This is a genomic window from Microvirga sesbaniae (genome assembly GCF_025460805.1).
GTDB lineage: Bacteria > Pseudomonadota > Alphaproteobacteria > Rhizobiales > Beijerinckiaceae > Microvirga > Microvirga sesbaniae.
In genome coordinates this window covers 18134-32335 of sequence record NZ_JAMXFJ010000016.1, presented here as the reverse complement: position 1 = coordinate 32335, position 14202 = coordinate 18134, and the positions used below count along the sequence as shown (strand labels likewise).

The following is a 14202-nucleotide window of genomic DNA, read 5'->3' as shown; positions in this document are numbered from 1 at the left end:
ATCCCCTTGGCCTATGCTCGAGCTCCCGTCCGTCTCCGTCGAGGCTGCTCAGGAATGGAAGACTTTCTGATCTTTGCGCTGATCGGCTTCGGAGCGCAGCTCGTCGACGGGGCGCTGGGCATGGCGTTCGGGGTGCTCTCGACCACGAGCCTTCTGGCTTTCGGCGTGCCGCCCGCCACGGCCAGCGCCGTGACCCACGTGACCGAAATCTTCACCACGGCGGCCTCGGGCGCCTCGCACGTGCTCCACCGCAACGTGAACTGGCGCCTCGTGGCCCGCCTCGCGCCGGCCGGCATGCTCGGCGGAGCCGTCGGGGCCTTCATCCTGTCCAGCATCGACGCGAAGACGATCCAGCCCCTGGTGTCCGGTTATCTGATGGCCATCGGCCTCTACATCACGTTCAAGGCATTCCGTCCGCTCTGGCCCCGGGAGGTCCGGGACTGGATGGTGCCGTGGATCGGCGCCGGCGGCGGCCTGCTCGACGCCATGGGCGGCGGCGGATGGGGCCCGGTCGTCACGAGCTCGCTGATCGGGCGCGGCCATGCCCCGCGGCAGGTGATCGGCTCCGCCAACCTGACGGAGTTCCTCGTCACATCCGTGGTGTCGGCCACCTTCATCCTGAACCTGGGCTGGTCGGAGCTGAGTTCGGCCGCGGGTCTGATCGCCGGCGGGGTGCTGGCCGCCCCCTTGGGCGGCTTCGTGGTCAGCCGGGTGCCGACCCGGCCCCTGATGGTCGCGGTCGGCCTGCTCATCGTGGCGACCAGCGTCCCCCGGATCGTGCAGGCATTTTAACGCACGCATCGGACCGGTCCCAAAAGGGCAAATCCACTTTCGGGTCCGATGCTTCAGACGATATTGCCGCAGACGCGCGCGACCCCTCTCGCGGTTTCGGGCGTTTTGAGCCATATACGCCCGCATGAACGCCCTTTCGAACAGCCGCTTCCTGAAAATGAACGGTCTCGGCAACGAGATCACCGTGCTCGACCTGCGCGGCTCCGCCCATCGCGTGAGCGCATCGGAAGCGCGCGCCATCGCGTCCGATCCGCGCTCCCGGTTCGACCAGCTGATGGTGCTGCACGATCCGGTGACGCCGGGCACCGACGCCTATATGCGCATCTACAACACGGACGGCTCGGAATCCGGCGCCTGCGGCAACGGCACCCGCTGCGTCGCCTGGGCGATGACGACCGATCCGGTCATGAGCCGCCCGGTCGCGGGCGACCTGGTGCTGGAAACCAAGGCCGGGCTGCTGCCGGTGGAGCGCGTCTCGGACACGGTCTTCACCGTCGACATGGGCCCGCCGCGCCTTGCCTGGAACGAGATTCCCCTGCGCGATCCCTACCCGGACACCCGCACGATCGCGGTCGACACGGTCCTGCCCGAGGCGCCCGAGCTGCGGGCCCCCTCGGCGGTCGGCATGGGCAATCCGCACGCGGTCTTCTGGGTCGAGGACGCCCAGGCCTACGACCTTGCCGTCATCGGTCCGGTCTTCGAGCACGACCCGGCCTTCCCGGAGCGCGCCAACATCTCCTTCGCCCAGGTGACCAGCCCGGAGCACATCAGCTTACGGGTCTGGGAGCGGGGAGCGGGCGCCACCCGGGCCTGCGGGTCCGCAGCCTGCGCGACCCTCGTGGCGGCGGCCCGCAAGGGGCTGACCGGCCGCAAGGCCGTGGTCGCGCTTCCCGGCGGCGACCTCGTCATCGAATGGCGGGAGAGCGACGGCCATGTCCTCATGACCGGTCCGACCGAACTGGAGCACGAGGGCACCCTCTCCCCGGCCCTGTTCGCCGAGGTGGCCTGATGGCGGTCGAGGTCGTCACTTTCGGCTGCCGGCTCAACACCTACGAGTCGGAGGCCATGCAGCGCCACGCGGAGGCGGCGGGCCTCGGCGAAGTGGTCATCGTCAACACCTGCGCGGTGACCGCCGAGGCGACCCGCCAGGCGCGCCAGTCGATCCGCAAGCTCGCCCGCGAGAAGCCGGACGCCCGCATCATCGTGACGGGCTGCGCCGCCCAGGTGGAGCCTGGAACCTTCGCGGCCATGCCGGAGGTCAGCCAGGTCGTCGGCAACCACGAGAAGATGAAGGCCGAGACCTGGGCCGGGATGCGCGACTTCGGCGTGGGCTCGAGCGAGAAGATTCTCGTCGACGACATCATGGCCGTGAAGGAAACGGCCGTTCACCTCATCGACGGCATGCGCGGACGCACGCGCGCCTTCGTGCAGGTGCAGAACGGCTGCGACCACCGCTGCACCTTCTGCATCATCCCCTACGGCCGCGGCAATTCGCGCTCCGTGCCCATGGGGGCCGTGGTGGAGCAGGTCAGGACCCTCGTGGAGCACGGCTCCCGCGAAGTGGTGCTCACCGGCGTCGACATCACGAGCTACGGCCGGGACCTCCCCGGTGAGCCGAAGCTCGGCACCCTGGTCAAGGGCCTGCTGCGCCACGTGCCGGAGCTGGAGCGCCTGCGCATCTCGTCGATCGATTCCGTGGAGGCGGACGAAGACCTCCTGGACGCGATCGCCGGCGAGAGCCGCCTGATGCCGCATCTTCATCTGTCACTTCAGGCCGGCGACGACATGGTGCTCAAGCGCATGAAGCGCCGCCATCTGCGACAGGACGCCATCGCGTTCTGCGAACAGGTGAAGCGCCTTCGCCCCGACATGGTCTTCGGCGCCGACATCATCGCGGGCTTCCCGACCGAGACCGAGGAGATGTTCTCGCGCTCCCTCGCCATCGTGGACGAATGCGACCTCACGCATCTCCACGTCTTCCCGTTCTCGCCCCGCCCCGGCACCCCGGCCGCGCGCATGCCGCAGGTGGCGCGCGACGTGGTGAAGGACCGGGCGCGGCGCCTGCGCGAAAAGGGCGAGGCCGCCCTGCTGAGGCATCTCGGCGGCGAGATCGGCGCGCGCCGCAACGTGCTGATCGAGACGAACCGGCTCGGCCGCACGGAAGGATTCACCCTGGTGCGCTTCGACCGGCCCGTGACGCCGGGCGAGATCGTCCCGACCACGATCGCCGGCCACGACGGCAAGGACCTGCTGGCGGCATAAGAGCTCGTTCGGGCGGATCGCCCGCGCGAGGCCGGCGGCGACATGCGGCGGATCGTCAGGTCGGGCCGCCCCTGCCGTCCATCCTGATGCCGCAAGCCTCCACGCGCTCCCGCATATGCTCCGGCACAGGGGCTTCCACGAGGATCGGCGGTTTCTTCGGATGGAGCGGCACGGTGACGCTGCGGGCGTGCAGGTGCAGGCCCGGGCCGCCGAAGCGCGGGGCGGTGCCGTAGATGGGATCGCCGAGGATCGGGAAGTCCATGGCCGCGCAATGGACCCGCAGCTGGTGGGTCCGGCCGGTGACGGGGCGCAGCTCGAGCAGCGCGAGGCCCTCGCCCCGCCCCAGCACCCGCCACCGGGTCAGGGAGGGCTGGCCCCTGGGGTCCACCTTCATCCACCAGCCGCGATCCGGCGATTTCGGCGCGAGCGCCAGGTCGATCTCGCCCTCCTCGGCCCGGGGACCGCCCTCGACCACGGCCCAATAGACCTTGTCGACCTCACCCTTGCGGAAAAGCTCGTTGAGGCGGGCGATGGCTTTGGGATGGCGGCCGAGCACGAGGCAGCCCGAGGTATCCTTGTCGAGGCGGTGCGCCGCCTCCGGGCGGCGCGGCAGACCGAAGCGGAGGGCGTCGAGGTGATGGAACAGGGTCTCGCCGCCCTTGGGGCCGGGATGCACCGGCAGGCCGGCGGGCTTGTCGATCACGAGCATCAGGGCATCGCGATACAGCAATCGGCTCACTATCTCTTCCGCATTCATGAGGCCTCGGCTAGAGCATCGGCGCCAAAAGTGGAACCCCTCTTAGGGTTTATCCGATGCTTACGCTGAATGCAGACGCATCGTTTGGTGCGGTCCCAGAGGGCCGCGCAAGCGAAAACCGTTTCCCACTTTTGTGCACGATGCGCTATCGAGGCGGCAGCGCTCAATCAAGCACAAGAATGAAAAGGCACAGCAGCACCCATGGCTGACACCAAGCCCGACAAGCCCGGATTCCTCTCCCGTCTGTTCGGGCGCAAGACCGAGACCCCGGCCGCCCCGCAGGCGGCGCCGGAGGCGCCGCAGGCCGGAGGCCATCCCGAGACGATGCCCTCGCCGCCGGCCAACGCCGCGGACGACCTGACGTCCGCGCCCCCGACCGTGACCGAGGCTTCCCCCGATACGCCTGAAGATGCCAAGGCGGCGCCGGAACTGGCCGGTGCGGATCTCCAGCCCGTGGAGGGCCTCGATCCCGAGGGCACCAACCCGCAGGAGCCGCTGCCGCGCATCCTGACCGAAACGGGTCCCGAACTGCGCCCCGACATCACGGCCGCGGACCTGCCGGCGCCGGAACCGGCGCCCGCCGAGGTGCTGCCTGATCCGGTCCCCGATGCGGCGCCTGCGGCGGCGCGCGGCTGGTGGCAGCGCCTGACGGACGGCATGCGCCGCACCTCCTCGTCCCTGTCGGACAGCGTCACCGGCCTCTTCACCAAGCGCAAGCTCGACGACGCGACCCTTGAGGAACTCGAGGACGCCCTGGTCCAGGCCGATCTCGGCGTCCCGGCCGCCATGCGGATCACCGCGGCGATCGCATCGGGCCGCTACAACAAGGAGATCTCCCCCCAGGAGGTGAAGGCGATTCTCGCCGGCGAGGTCGAGAAGGCGCTCCAGCCCGTGGCCCAGGCGCTCGCCATCGACCGGACGAAGAAACCCTTCGTCATTCTCATGATCGGCGTGAACGGAGCGGGCAAGACCACCACCATCGGCAAGCTGAGCCAGAAGTTCCGCCAGCAGGGCTTGAAGGTGATGCTCGCCGCCGGCGACACCTTCCGGGCCGCGGCCATCGAGCAGCTCAAGGTCTGGGGCGAACGGGTCGGCGCGCCGGTGCTGGCCCGGGCACAGGGCGCCGATGCGGCGGGCCTCGCCTATGACGCCCTGCAGGAGGCGAAGGCGAACGGCTCCGACGTGCTCCTCATCGACACGGCCGGCCGCCTGCAGAACAAGGCCGGGCTCATGGCCGAACTCGAGAAGATCGTGCGCGTGGTGAAGAAGTTCGACCCGACCGCGCCGCACGCCACCCTCCTGGTGCTCGATGCGACGGTGGGCCAGAACGCCATCAGCCAGGTCGAGTTGTTCCAGAAGGCCGCGGGCGTGACCGGCCTCGTCATGACCAAGCTCGACGGCACCGCCCGCGGCGGCATCCTGGTGGCGCTCGCCGAAAAATTCCGCCTCCCGGTCCACTTCATCGGCGTCGGAGAGGGCGTCGAGGACCTGGAGCCTTTCACCGCACGGGATTTCGCAAAAGCCATTGCCGGGTTAGAAGCAACCTCATGACCGAAGACAAGCGCCTCCCTCCCCTGCTCAAGCTCGCCCTCGAACTCGGGCCGCTCGCCCTGTTCTTCCTCGGCAATGCCTACGGGGACCGGTTCGGCTTCCCGGAAGACCATCGTATCTTCGCCGCCACGGGGGTCTTCATCGTGGCGACCGTGATCGCGCTCGGCATCAGCTACGGGCTCACCCGCAAGCTGCCGATCATGCCGATGGTGTCCGGCATCGTCGTGGTGGTCTTCGGCGGGCTCACCCTGTTCCTGCAGGACGAGACCTTCATCAAGCTCAAGCCCACCATCGTGAACACCATGTTCGGGCTGGTGCTGCTCGGCGGCCTGTATTTCCGCAAGCCCCTGCTGCAGATCGTGCTCGACAGCGTGTTCGAGCTCGACGAGGAGGGCTGGCGTAAGCTGACGCTGCGCTGGGCCCTGTTCTTCTTCGCGCTCGCCGCGCTCAACGAGATCGTCTGGCGCACGCAGACCACGGATTTCTGGGTCAGCTTCAAGGTCTTCGGCATCATGCCGCTGACCATCGCGTTCGCCCTGGCGCAGACGCCGCTGCTGCTCAAGCACGAGGTCAAGAAGGCGGAGGAAGCTTAAGCAAATGCCACGTGATCACCGGCCCAGTGCCGGTGATCTCGATCGGAAGAACGCTGCGCTCAACACAAGCGGGATGGCCGGGAGGATTGGATGCGAGCCCTCACCCGGCCGGCTTCATCAGCACCATCTTGCGCGTCACGCCCGGCAGGGGTTCGCACGCGACCTCGGTCCAGAGGCCTTCCTCGCCCGCCGCCACGACCGTTTCCTGCGACGCCAGGAGCTCGCAACCGGCGCCCTTCGTCGCCTGCTCGATGCGGGACGCGATGTTGACGGTCTCGCCCACCACGGTGAATTCGAGCCGGCTCTCGTCGCCGACCACGCCGCAGAACACGTCGCCCGTATGGATGCCGATGCCGAGGCGCACGGGCGGGTTGAAGCCGCGCTTGGCGTTCCAGCGCTCGATCAGGGTGAGAAGCGTGCGCCCGCAGGCGAGCGCCCGGCCGGCATCGTCGTCGCGCGCGCCCGGCACGCCGAACAGGAGGAGCGCCCCGTCGCCCGTGAACTTGTCGATGACGCCGCCGTGGCGGCTCGCGGCCCGGAGCACCCGCCGCCGGAACGACGTGATGAAGACCGCGAGCTGCGCCGGCTCCATGGTCTCGCCGAAGGTGGTCGAGGCGCGGATGTCGACGAAGAGCAGGGTGACGGGAATGCGCCGCCCCTGGCGCAGGGACGCGAAGGCCTGGTCGGTCAGGATCGGCGCGAGCTCGCGCGGCAGGTAGCGGGTCAGCGTCACCCGCAGGGTGGTCTCGCGCACGGCCCGCTCCAGCATCAGCCGTCCCTGGCGCGCCACCAAGATCAGGATCAGGGCGGCGGCAAAGACCATGACGAGGCGGACCAGGTTAGCCTGGGCGGAGAACACCCCGATGATCTCGGACAGATCCTGCTGGCGCTCCGCCGGGCTCGTGTAGCCGCTGCCGAAGGCGAGGAGCGACAGGCCGATCACATAGATAGCCGCCACGAAGGCCTGGAGCCGCGGCTGGTAGTGGATCGCCGCCGCCGCCATGGTGATGGGCACCACCCAGGCGACCGGAAAGACCGAGAAGAGGCTGCCGGGGATCCCGAGGCCCCAATGGGTATAGGCCAAGTTGCCGAGAACCAGGCAGGCATCGAGGATGGCCGTGACGACCGGCAGCCTCTCGATGGCGATGCGCTTCGAGGCGAGCCAGGCTCCGGTCCAGCCGAGGGCTCCGAACAGCACCAGGGTCAGCTCCGCGGCCCAGACCTGCTTGAGCGCCATCGGGTTGGCGAGCTCGACGCTCGCCGTGGTGACCAGGACGGCCATGAGCAGCAGCCCGGCCGTGACCATGCGCGCGAGCCCGGCCCGCTGCAGCGCGCCCGTGTCGGCCTCGCGGATCAGCCGGTGCGTGGCATCGCTCAGCACCGGGGTCGTGCGGAGGGAGTGGATCAGGCCCAGGGCGGCGCGGATGCGGGATCGGGGGGTCACGGGCTTCTTTTTGCTCCCGAAGGGGTTGATCTTGCAGGCCGAGACGTGCCTCAACGCCGATGACCGAATGGTTACGCCGTCACGGCCTGCCGGGACGACCCGGCGGCATCCCCGCATCCCACAGGAATATAGGGACCATGAGCGAGACGTTCCAACCGATCATCCTCTACGTGGATGCGGATGCCTGCCCGGTGAAGCCCGAGATCTACCGGGTCGCCGGGCGCCATGGGGTGAAAGTCTTCGTGGTGTCGAACGCCTTCCTGCAGGTGCCCCAGGATCCGCTGATCGAGCGTGTCGTGGTCAGCGCCGGCTTCGACGCGGCCGACGACTGGATCGCCGAGCGGGCCGGGCGCGGCGCCATCGTGGTCACGGCCGACATCCCACTGGCGAGCCGCTGCGTCAAGGCGGGCGCCGAGGTGATCGGCCCGACCGGAAAACCCTTCACGGAAGCGTCGGTCGGCATGGCGCTCGCCACCCGCAACCTGATGGAGGACCTGCGCGCCACGGGGGAGGTCACGGGCGGTCCGAGGCCGTTTTCGCAGAAGGACCGCTCGGCCTTCCTGTCGGCCCTCGACGTGGCGATCAACCGGCTCAAGCGCGCGGGATTTGTGCCAGGCGCTGCTTGAAGGCCGAGAAATTCTCCGGCGTCAGAGGCCCGATATGCTTGTGGCGGATCGTACCGTCCGGCCCGACGATGAAGGTCTCGGGCACGCCGTAGACGCCCCAGTCGATGGAGGCGCGGCCGTTCGGATCGATCCCGACCGCCGCATAGGGGTTGCCGAGCGCGCCCAGGAAGCGGCGGGCGTTGTCCGGGTTGTCCTTCTGGTTGATGCCGACCACCCGGACCGACGGGTCCCGGGCCAGCTCCACCAGGAGCGGATGCTCCTGCCGGCAGGGCGCGCACCAGGACGCCCAGACGTTCACCACCGTGACCCGGCCCTTGAGGTCCCGGTTCGAGAAGCCCGGCACCGGCCGGCCGTCGGCCTGAAGGCCTTCGAGCGGCGCGAGATCGAAGATCGGGACCGGCTTGTCGATCAGCACTGAAGGAACCTCGGCCGGGTTGCGGCCGGAGATCAGCTGCACGCCGAACAGCACCACCAGGGCCACGAAGACGAGGCCGGGCAGCAGGAAGAGCAGGCGGGAGCGCGGGCGCTCGACAACGTCAGCCACGGCGGGACCTCCGGCCGATGCCGCGAGCCTCGAGCTCGGCCAGCGCGCGGACCTGGATGCGGTGGTCGATGACCGCGCGCAGGATCAGGCCGATCACCACGAGGGCCGTCAGGATGTAGGAGAACGCGATGAAGAACGTGTGCGACATGGGCGTCAGGCCGCCTGTGCGTCGAGGCGCTCGGCCTCGAGGATGGTGAGCGTGCGCACCCGGCGGCGCAGGATCTCGGTGCGCATGCCCGACAGGTGCAGGGCGATGCCCAGCAGAGTGAAGGCCGCGGCCATGACCAGGAGCGGCACGAGCATGGAGGAATGGATCGTCGGTCCGCCGAGGCGGAACACGGAGGCCGGCTGGTGCAGGGTGTTCCACCAGTCGACGGAGAACTTCACGATCGGCACGTTCACGGCGCCCACGAGAGTCAGGATCGACACCGCCCGGGCCGCCCGGTTCGGCTCCTCGATGGCGCGCCAGAGCGCGAGAATGCCGAGATAGATCAGCAGCATCACCAGCATGGAGGTCAGCCGCGCGTCCCATTGCCAATAGGTGCCCCACATGGGCTTGCCCCAGAGCGACCCGGTCACGAGGCAGATCAGCGTGAACGCCGCCCCGATCGGCGCGGCCGCCTTCTGGGACACGTCCGCCAGCGGATGGCGCCAGACCAGCGTGCCGAGCGCCGAGGACGCCATGATCATGTAGAAGAACAGGGACAGCCAGGCCGCCGGCACGTGGATGTACATGATCTTGACCGTCTCGCCCTGCTGATAATCGGCGGGCGCCGTGAACCAGACCATGGAGAGCCCGGCCGCCATGAGAAGCGCCGCCAGACCGCCCACCCACGGCAGCAGCGTGCCGCTGAGGCTCATGAAGCGGGTCGGATTGGCAAGGTCTCGGATCATGGTGTCGATGTAGCGGTCCAGGGCTGCGCCTGCAACGGAGACATCGCCGCAAGCCGCATAACGTTTTCGCCAGAACGGGTTTTAGACGCGTCCAGACCTGCGGGGCATTCCGGAAATATGCGTAGAGGCTTAGCTTTATCGCTGCGCGGGAACGGACACCCTGTCACGTCATGGCCGGGCTTGTCCCGGCCATCCCGTTTGTCTGGAGCGCGGCGTTCTTTCGACCGGGACCACCGGCACGAGGCCGTGATGACGGGAGAGTGAAAACTCGCCGCCCTTCATGGCCGCTCACGCCGACCTATAATCCCGCCTCGTCATTGCGGAGCGATCATGCGCCTTGGACCTTTCAGCCTGCTCGGCCTCGCCCTCGCTTTTCCTGCCGCCGCGCAGGAGATCAGCCTGCGTCTGCCGGTCGCCTGCGAGGTCGGACGCACCTGCTTCATCCAGCATTACGTGGATCGCGACCCCTCGCCGGGCGCCAGCGACTACCAGTGCGGCACCCTCACCTACGACACCCATGACGGGACCGACATCCGCGTGCCGACCATGGCGGCGCAGAGGGCCGGCATCGACGTGGTCGCGGCCGCGGACGGCCGGGTGGCCAGCACCCGCGAGGGGGTTCCCGACGTCGCGGTGACCGCCGAGACCCGCGAGGCGATCAGCCGGATCGGCTGCGGCAACGCGGTGGTGATCGATCACGGCAACGGCTGGCGCACGGCCTATTGCCACATGGCGAAGGGCAGCGTCGCGGTGCGCTCGGGCCAGGAGGTGAAGGCCGGCGACAGGATCGGCCAGGTCGGCCTGTCGGGCCTGACCGAATTCCCGCATCTGCATTTCACCCTGCTCAAGGACGGCAAGCCGGTCGACCCCTTCGCGTATGGCGCGCCGGAGAAATCCTGCGGCGGCGGCACGTCGCTGTGGGAGGCCTCGCTCCAGCGCGCGCTCGCCTATCAGGGCGGCAGCGTCCTCAACAAGGGCTTCGCCCCGGGGCCAGTGACCATGGCGGCGATCGAATCGGGCGCCGTCGAGCAGGACACGCCCACGACCCGGTCTCCGGCGCTCGTGGCCTATGTGCGGGCCATCGGGCTGAAAGGCGGCGACGTCCAGACCCTCACCCTGTTCGATCCCGACGGCCAACCGGTCGCCCAGAACAAGGCGCCGCCCCTCGACCGCGACAAGGCGCAGTGGATGGCCTTTGCCGGCGTGAAGCAGCCGTCCGGCGGCTTCCGGCCGGGCCTCTACCGCGCCGTCTACCGGGTCGAGCGGGACGGCAAGGCCGCCATCGAGCAGGCCTTCGGGATCAGCCTTCGCCCGTAAGGCCGTTACGGTGGCCGTCATGCACCGCCCGGCTGTCCGTCGGCGCCTCGGCGCGGTCGGTCAGGCCGTAATCGCGGATCACGGCCGCGACCCGCAGGCGGTAATCCCTGAAGGTGCCGGCGCGACCGGCCTCTTGGGTCGCCCGATGGGACGGCAGGTTGCGCCAGGCCCGCACCGCCTCCTCGTCGCGCCAGAACGACAGCGACAGCATCTTGCCCGGTTCGGTCAGGCTCTGGAAGCGCTCGACCGAGATGAAGCCGTCCATGGCGGCGAGGTCGGAGCGCAGGGCGGCCGCGAGGCCGAGATAGTCCCGCCTGCCTACGTCCCCGTCCGGCCAGACTTCGAAGATGACCGCGATCATGGTCTGATCAGCTCCGCGTGAGGGGCCGAGGCCAACCGGAGGAAGATCCGGTCTTCCCGGCGGATGAACTGTTCCCGTTGGGCAAATTCATAATTCGCCCGTCCCATGGGATCATCGCGCAGGCGTTCGCGATAGGCCTCGTATTCGGCGAGGTTCCGAACCGTGTAGACCCCGTAGGCGGTGGTGGCGGAGCCCTCGTGCGGGGCGTAATAGCCGATGAGGTCCGCGCCGCAGCGGGGAATCGCCTGGCCCCAGTTGCGGGCGTATTCCTCGAAGGCGTCCCGCTGGAAGGGATCGATCTCGTAGCGGATGAAGCAGGTGATCATCGTTCAAACATCCTGTTGCCGAAGACCCGTCCTTCTTAGACGATTGATCGACGTCGATGGTTCGGTTATGATCGAAGTATGAAAGAAGGACCCGTCATCGCGTCCGTGGCCGCGCTCCTAGGCGATCCGGCCCGGGCCAACATCCTCACCGCCCTCATGGACGGGCGGGCCTTGACCGTGAGCGAGCTCGCGCAGGCCGCCGGCGTCACCCTCCAGACCGCCAGCGGCCATCTCGCCAAGCTCGACGCGGCCAACCTGCTGGTCGCCGAAAAGCAGGGGCGGCACCGCTATTTCCGGCTCTCGGGGCCGGACGTGGCGCAGGTCCTGGAGGCCCTGATGGGTCTGGCCCAGCGCACGGGAGCGACCCGGGTCCGCACCGGCCCCAAAGATGCAGCCCTGCGCTCGGCCCGGATCTGCTACGACCATCTCGCCGGCGAGCGCGGCGTCGCGCTGCTGAACGGGGCGCAGTGGCAGGGCCTGATCGCGGGCGGGCAGGATCTCGCGCTCACGGACAAGGGCCGCGCCGTCTTCACGGAATTCGGCATCGATCTGACGAGGCTGGAAAAGGGCCGCCGCCCCGTGTGCCGTGCCTGCCTCGACTGGAGCGAGCGGCACAGTCATCTCGGGGGCGCCCTGGGCGCGGCGATCCTCGACCGGCTGATCGAGAAGCAATGGGTCCGGCGCGACGCGGGCCGCGTCCTCACCTTCACCTGCCAGGGCGCAGAAGGGTTCGACGCCACGTTCGGGCAGGTCCCTGACGAGGACACCCGCGCCGCCTGACGCTCAGGAGAGCCGGTACGACTCGACCTCGTCGAACCCGAGGGAGCGGTAGAGCCGCAGAGCCCCGGAGGGGTTGTCGGCATCGACCTTGAGATCGACGAAGCTGGCGCCCCGCTCCCGCAGGATCCGGAAGGCCTGTCGCAGCAGGGCCGACCCCAGGCCCTGCCGGCGCGTGGCCGGCGCGACCGCGAGATCCTTCACGAATGCGCTCGTCCAGCACTGTGCCACGCCGACGACCTTGTCCCGCCCGTCCACCGCGATGACGACCAGGGCCGGATCGTATTCCGGATCCCCGCGCAGGCTCGGCCACCAGATCGTGAAGGGCTCCACATAGCCGCCGCCGCGGGAATAGGCCTCTCCGAGAAGCGCATGAACCTGCTCCGCATGACGGTCCGGCTCGAACGGGACCGGCCGGATCCCGGCCGGCCAGACAGGGGCCGGCACGGGCCCGGTGAGCAGACGGCGCATTCGGACAATGAGACGGCCTCCCATCGGCTTGCCTACTCCCCCGAGCGCAGGGCGGCGGCCGCCCCGACCGTGCCGACGACGGCCGCGATCAGCGACAGGGCGATCAGGATCAGGAACGGAGTCGCGAAGGGAATCGTCCCGCCCAGGGCCGCATTGGCCGCCGAGACGCCGAAGATCAGGGTCGGAATCATGAAGGGCAGGACCAGGATCGCCAGGATCAGGCCGCCGCGCCGCAGCGAGGCGGTGAGCGCCGCGCCCACCGCCCCGATGAAGGTGAGCGCCGGCGTGCCCACCAGCAGGGTCGCCACCATGGCGAGCATGCCCTCGGGCGAGAGCGCGACCAGGAGACCGAGGAAGGGGGCGGCAACCGCCAGCGGCAGGCCGGTGACGAGCCAGTAGGCCACGACCTTCGCCAGCACGACCACCTCCAGGGGCGCGTGCGACAGGCGCAGGAGATCGAGGGACCCGTCCTCCTGGTCGGCCTGGAACAGGCGGTCGAGGCCGATCAGGGTGGCCAGCAGGGCGGCGATCCACAGGATCGCCGGGCCGATGCGCGAGAGCAGGTTGAGATCGGGCCCGAGCGCGAAGGGGATGAGCGTCACGATCATCAGGAAGAAGATCAGCCCCATGACGCCCGACCCGCCCACGCGGGCGGCGAGTTTCAGATCGCGGACCAGGAGAGCGCGGAACGAGCGAATCATGCGGATTCTTCCTCAGGCTCTCCCTCGAGGCGCGTGGGCCTGCGCTCGATCCGGATCTCCTTGGCATCCGCCAGGAACAAGGGTGAATGGGTCGTGGCCGCGATCATGCCGCCGCCCTCCCGGTGACGTTCCAGGAGCAGGCGCAGGATGTCCTGGGAGGCGGTGTCGAGGGCCGAGGTCGGCTCGTCGAGAAGCCAGACGGGCCTGTGCGCCACCAGGAGGCGGGCGAGCGCCACCCGGCGGCGCTGCCCGGCCGAGAGATAGGCCACCGGCAGGCGGGCCGCATGGGCGAGGCCCACGGCCTCCAGGGCCTCGGAGGGCGTCATCGCGGGGCTGCCGAGAAAGTCGCGGGCGAAGGCGAGGTTCTCCTCGGCCGTGAGCGCGGCCTTGAGGGCGTCGCGGTGGCCGACGTAATGCAGGCATTCGGCCAAGGTCCGCTCGCCCGCCTCCTCGAGGAGAATCACCCCGGCGGCGGGACGCAGGCGGCCGGCCAGGATCTCGAGGAGCGAGGACTTGCCGGCCCCGTTGCGGCCGGTGATCACCAGGGCCTCGCCGGCCCGCAGGGTGAACGAGACGCCTGCGAAGATCCGGCGCTCCCCCCGCTCGCAGGCCAAATTGTTAACGCTCAGACGCAAACCCGACGACCCCTGCCCTGATTGCACCCCGGAATGGTTCTAAACCGTGTAGCGGGATGGTTCGAAATGATCTATAGCACCCCTGGCTGCGCCGCGCGCCAAGGCGTCCAATCCGCCTCGCGCGCTTACTCCCCTGTCCGGGCGCCCCCGG

At 69.1% G+C, this 14202-nt stretch carries 18 protein-coding genes; 8 read left to right on the top strand and 10 right to left on the bottom strand.

The genetic code is table 11. The features are described 5' to 3' along the window. Positions 1–54: 54 nt before the first annotated feature. The 3 genes from OCW50_RS20355 to mtaB all read left to right on the top strand — a co-directional run bounded on the left by OCW50_RS20355 (position 55) and on the right by mtaB (position 3054). Positions 55–792, top strand: coding sequence for a sulfite exporter TauE/SafE family protein (locus OCW50_RS20355; protein ID WP_262298744.1), 738 nt, complete (start codon positions 55–57; stop codon positions 790–792). 124 nt (positions 793–916) lie between these two features. Next, positions 917–1801, top strand: a complete 885-nt coding sequence (gene dapF, locus OCW50_RS20350; RefSeq protein WP_262298743.1) for a diaminopimelate epimerase — start codon at positions 917–919, stop codon at positions 1799–1801. Next, complete coding sequence (gene mtaB, locus OCW50_RS20345; RefSeq protein WP_262271471.1) at positions 1801–3054, top strand: tRNA (N(6)-L-threonylcarbamoyladenosine(37)-C(2))-methylthiotransferase MtaB; 1254 nt, start codon at positions 1801–1803, stop codon at positions 3052–3054. Before dapF ends, mtaB begins: the two co-directional genes overlap by 1 nt. Positions 3055–3109: 55 nt before the next feature. Here the strand turns inward: mtaB and OCW50_RS20340 are convergent, their stop codons facing one another. After that, positions 3110–3811: an RluA family pseudouridine synthase gene (locus OCW50_RS20340; protein ID WP_262298742.1), complete on the bottom strand. Its 702-nt coding sequence runs from the start codon at positions 3809–3811 to the stop codon at positions 3110–3112. Between the two features lie 201 nt (positions 3812–4012). Here OCW50_RS20340 and ftsY point away from each other — a divergent pair, with 201 nt between their 5' ends. Together ftsY and OCW50_RS20330 are read left to right on the top strand one after the other, a co-directional pair. Continuing rightward, the gene (gene ftsY, locus OCW50_RS20335; protein ID WP_262298741.1) at positions 4013–5362 is read left to right on the top strand and encodes a signal recognition particle-docking protein FtsY; all 1350 of its coding nucleotides are present in this window, start codon (positions 4013–4015) and stop codon (positions 5360–5362) included. Further along, positions 5359–5955 carry a septation protein A gene (locus OCW50_RS20330; RefSeq protein WP_262298740.1) on the top strand — a complete coding sequence of 199 codons (597 nt, stop codon included), beginning with the start codon at positions 5359–5361 and terminating at the stop codon, positions 5953–5955. Before ftsY ends, OCW50_RS20330 begins: the two co-directional genes overlap by 4 nt. A gap of 100 nt (positions 5956–6055) precedes the next feature. Here the strand turns inward: OCW50_RS20330 and OCW50_RS20325 are convergent, their stop codons facing one another. Next, positions 6056–7399 carry an adenylate/guanylate cyclase domain-containing protein gene (locus OCW50_RS20325; protein ID WP_262298739.1) on the bottom strand — a complete coding sequence of 448 codons (1344 nt, stop codon included), beginning with the start codon at positions 7397–7399 and terminating at the stop codon, positions 6056–6058. A gap of 137 nt (positions 7400–7536) precedes the next feature. Here OCW50_RS20325 and OCW50_RS20320 point away from each other — a divergent pair, with 137 nt between their 5' ends. Beyond that, positions 7537–8025 carry a YaiI/YqxD family protein gene (locus OCW50_RS20320; protein WP_262298738.1) on the top strand — a complete coding sequence of 163 codons (489 nt, stop codon included), beginning with the start codon at positions 7537–7539 and terminating at the stop codon, positions 8023–8025. Here the strand turns inward: OCW50_RS20320 and OCW50_RS20315 are convergent. Genes OCW50_RS20315 through OCW50_RS20305 form a run of 3 tightly spaced genes read right to left on the bottom strand, consistent with a single transcriptional unit; the run spans position 7991 to position 9463 of the window. Then, the gene (locus tag OCW50_RS20315; protein ID WP_262271465.1) at positions 7991–8569 is read right to left on the bottom strand and encodes a DsbE family thiol:disulfide interchange protein; all 579 of its coding nucleotides are present in this window, start codon (positions 8567–8569) and stop codon (positions 7991–7993) included. The genes OCW50_RS20320 and OCW50_RS20315 overlap by 35 nt on opposite strands. Further along, positions 8562–8717 carry a heme exporter protein CcmD gene (gene ccmD / locus OCW50_RS20310; RefSeq protein WP_210810955.1) on the bottom strand — a complete coding sequence of 52 codons (156 nt, stop codon included), beginning with the start codon at positions 8715–8717 and terminating at the stop codon, positions 8562–8564. The genes OCW50_RS20315 and ccmD overlap by 8 nt, the downstream gene beginning before the upstream one ends. A gap of 5 nt (positions 8718–8722) precedes the next feature. After that, the gene (locus OCW50_RS20305; RefSeq protein WP_262298737.1) at positions 8723–9463 is read right to left on the bottom strand and encodes a heme ABC transporter permease; all 741 of its coding nucleotides are present in this window, start codon (positions 9461–9463) and stop codon (positions 8723–8725) included. A 330-nt stretch (positions 9464–9793) separates the two neighbouring features. Between OCW50_RS20305 and OCW50_RS20300 the strand changes: the two genes are divergently transcribed. Beyond that, entirely contained in the window at positions 9794–10780 is a 987-nt protein-coding gene (locus OCW50_RS20300; protein WP_262298736.1) for a M23 family metallopeptidase, read from the top strand. Here the strand turns inward: OCW50_RS20300 and OCW50_RS20295 are convergent. Next, a complete protein-coding gene (locus OCW50_RS20295) occupies positions 10764–11141 on the bottom strand; it encodes an antibiotic biosynthesis monooxygenase family protein (RefSeq protein WP_262298735.1) in 378 nt (125 codons plus the stop codon). The two genes, OCW50_RS20300 and OCW50_RS20295, sit on opposite strands and share 17 nt — an antisense overlap. Beyond that, the gene (locus OCW50_RS20290; protein WP_262298734.1) at positions 11138–11467 is read right to left on the bottom strand and encodes an NIPSNAP family protein; all 330 of its coding nucleotides are present in this window, start codon (positions 11465–11467) and stop codon (positions 11138–11140) included. The genes OCW50_RS20295 and OCW50_RS20290 overlap by 4 nt, the downstream gene beginning before the upstream one ends. Before the next feature lie 78 nt (positions 11468–11545). Here OCW50_RS20290 and OCW50_RS20285 point away from each other — a divergent pair, with 78 nt between their 5' ends. Next, positions 11546–12247, top strand: a complete 702-nt coding sequence (locus OCW50_RS20285; protein ID WP_262298733.1) for an ArsR/SmtB family transcription factor — start codon at positions 11546–11548, stop codon at positions 12245–12247. A gap of 3 nt (positions 12248–12250) precedes the next feature. On the opposite strand, the gene OCW50_RS20280 is transcribed toward OCW50_RS20285, so the two are convergent. Genes OCW50_RS20280 through ccmA form a run of 3 tightly spaced genes read right to left on the bottom strand, consistent with a single transcriptional unit; the run spans position 12251 to position 14051 of the window. After that, positions 12251–12739 (bottom strand): GNAT family N-acetyltransferase, encoded by a 489-nt coding sequence (locus OCW50_RS20280; RefSeq protein WP_262298732.1) that lies wholly within the window; start codon positions 12737–12739, stop codon positions 12251–12253. An 8-nt stretch (positions 12740–12747) separates the two neighbouring features. After that, positions 12748–13416: a heme exporter protein CcmB gene (gene ccmB, locus OCW50_RS20275; RefSeq protein ID WP_262271458.1), complete on the bottom strand. Its 669-nt coding sequence runs from the start codon at positions 13414–13416 to the stop codon at positions 12748–12750. Continuing rightward, positions 13413–14051, bottom strand: a complete 639-nt coding sequence (gene ccmA / locus OCW50_RS20270; protein ID WP_262298731.1) for a heme ABC exporter ATP-binding protein CcmA — start codon at positions 14049–14051, stop codon at positions 13413–13415. The genes ccmB and ccmA overlap by 4 nt, the downstream gene beginning before the upstream one ends. Positions 14052–14202 lie beyond the last annotated feature (151 nt).

Excerpts from the sequence above, each read along its gene's own strand:
- OCW50_RS20285 (WP_262298733.1), top strand. The coding sequence starts at position 11,546 with ATGAAAGAAGGACCCGTCATCGCGTCCGTGGCCGCGCTCCTAGGCGAT.
- OCW50_RS20295 (WP_262298735.1), bottom strand. The coding sequence starts at position 11,141 with ATGATCGCGGTCATCTTCGAAGTCTGGCCGGACGGGGACGTAGGCAGG.
- dapF (WP_262298743.1), top strand. The coding sequence starts at position 917 with ATGAACGCCCTTTCGAACAGCCGCTTCCTGAAAATGAACGGTCTCGGC.
- OCW50_RS20330 (WP_262298740.1), top strand. The coding sequence starts at position 5,359 with ATGACCGAAGACAAGCGCCTCCCTCCCCTGCTCAAGCTCGCCCTCGAA.
- OCW50_RS20320 (WP_262298738.1), top strand. The coding sequence starts at position 7,537 with ATGAGCGAGACGTTCCAACCGATCATCCTCTACGTGGATGCGGATGCC.
- OCW50_RS20280 (WP_262298732.1), bottom strand. The coding sequence starts at position 12,739 with ATGGGAGGCCGTCTCATTGTCCGAATGCGCCGTCTGCTCACCGGGCCC.
- OCW50_RS20305 (WP_262298737.1), bottom strand. The coding sequence starts at position 9,463 with ATGATCCGAGACCTTGCCAATCCGACCCGCTTCATGAGCCTCAGCGGC.
- OCW50_RS20340 (WP_262298742.1), bottom strand. The coding sequence starts at position 3,811 with ATGAATGCGGAAGAGATAGTGAGCCGATTGCTGTATCGCGATGCCCTG.
- ccmD (WP_210810955.1), bottom strand. The coding sequence starts at position 8,717 with ATGTCGCACACGTTCTTCATCGCGTTCTCCTACATCCTGACGGCCCTC.
- OCW50_RS20300 (WP_262298736.1), top strand. The coding sequence starts at position 9,794 with ATGCGCCTTGGACCTTTCAGCCTGCTCGGCCTCGCCCTCGCTTTTCCT.
- OCW50_RS20355 (WP_262298744.1), top strand. The coding sequence starts at position 55 with ATGGAAGACTTTCTGATCTTTGCGCTGATCGGCTTCGGAGCGCAGCTC.
- ccmB (WP_262271458.1), bottom strand. The coding sequence starts at position 13,416 with ATGATTCGCTCGTTCCGCGCTCTCCTGGTCCGCGATCTGAAACTCGCC.
- mtaB (WP_262271471.1), top strand. The coding sequence starts at position 1,801 with ATGGCGGTCGAGGTCGTCACTTTCGGCTGCCGGCTCAACACCTACGAG.
- OCW50_RS20290 (WP_262298734.1), bottom strand. The coding sequence starts at position 11,467 with ATGATCACCTGCTTCATCCGCTACGAGATCGATCCCTTCCAGCGGGAC.
- ftsY (WP_262298741.1), top strand. The coding sequence starts at position 4,013 with ATGGCTGACACCAAGCCCGACAAGCCCGGATTCCTCTCCCGTCTGTTC.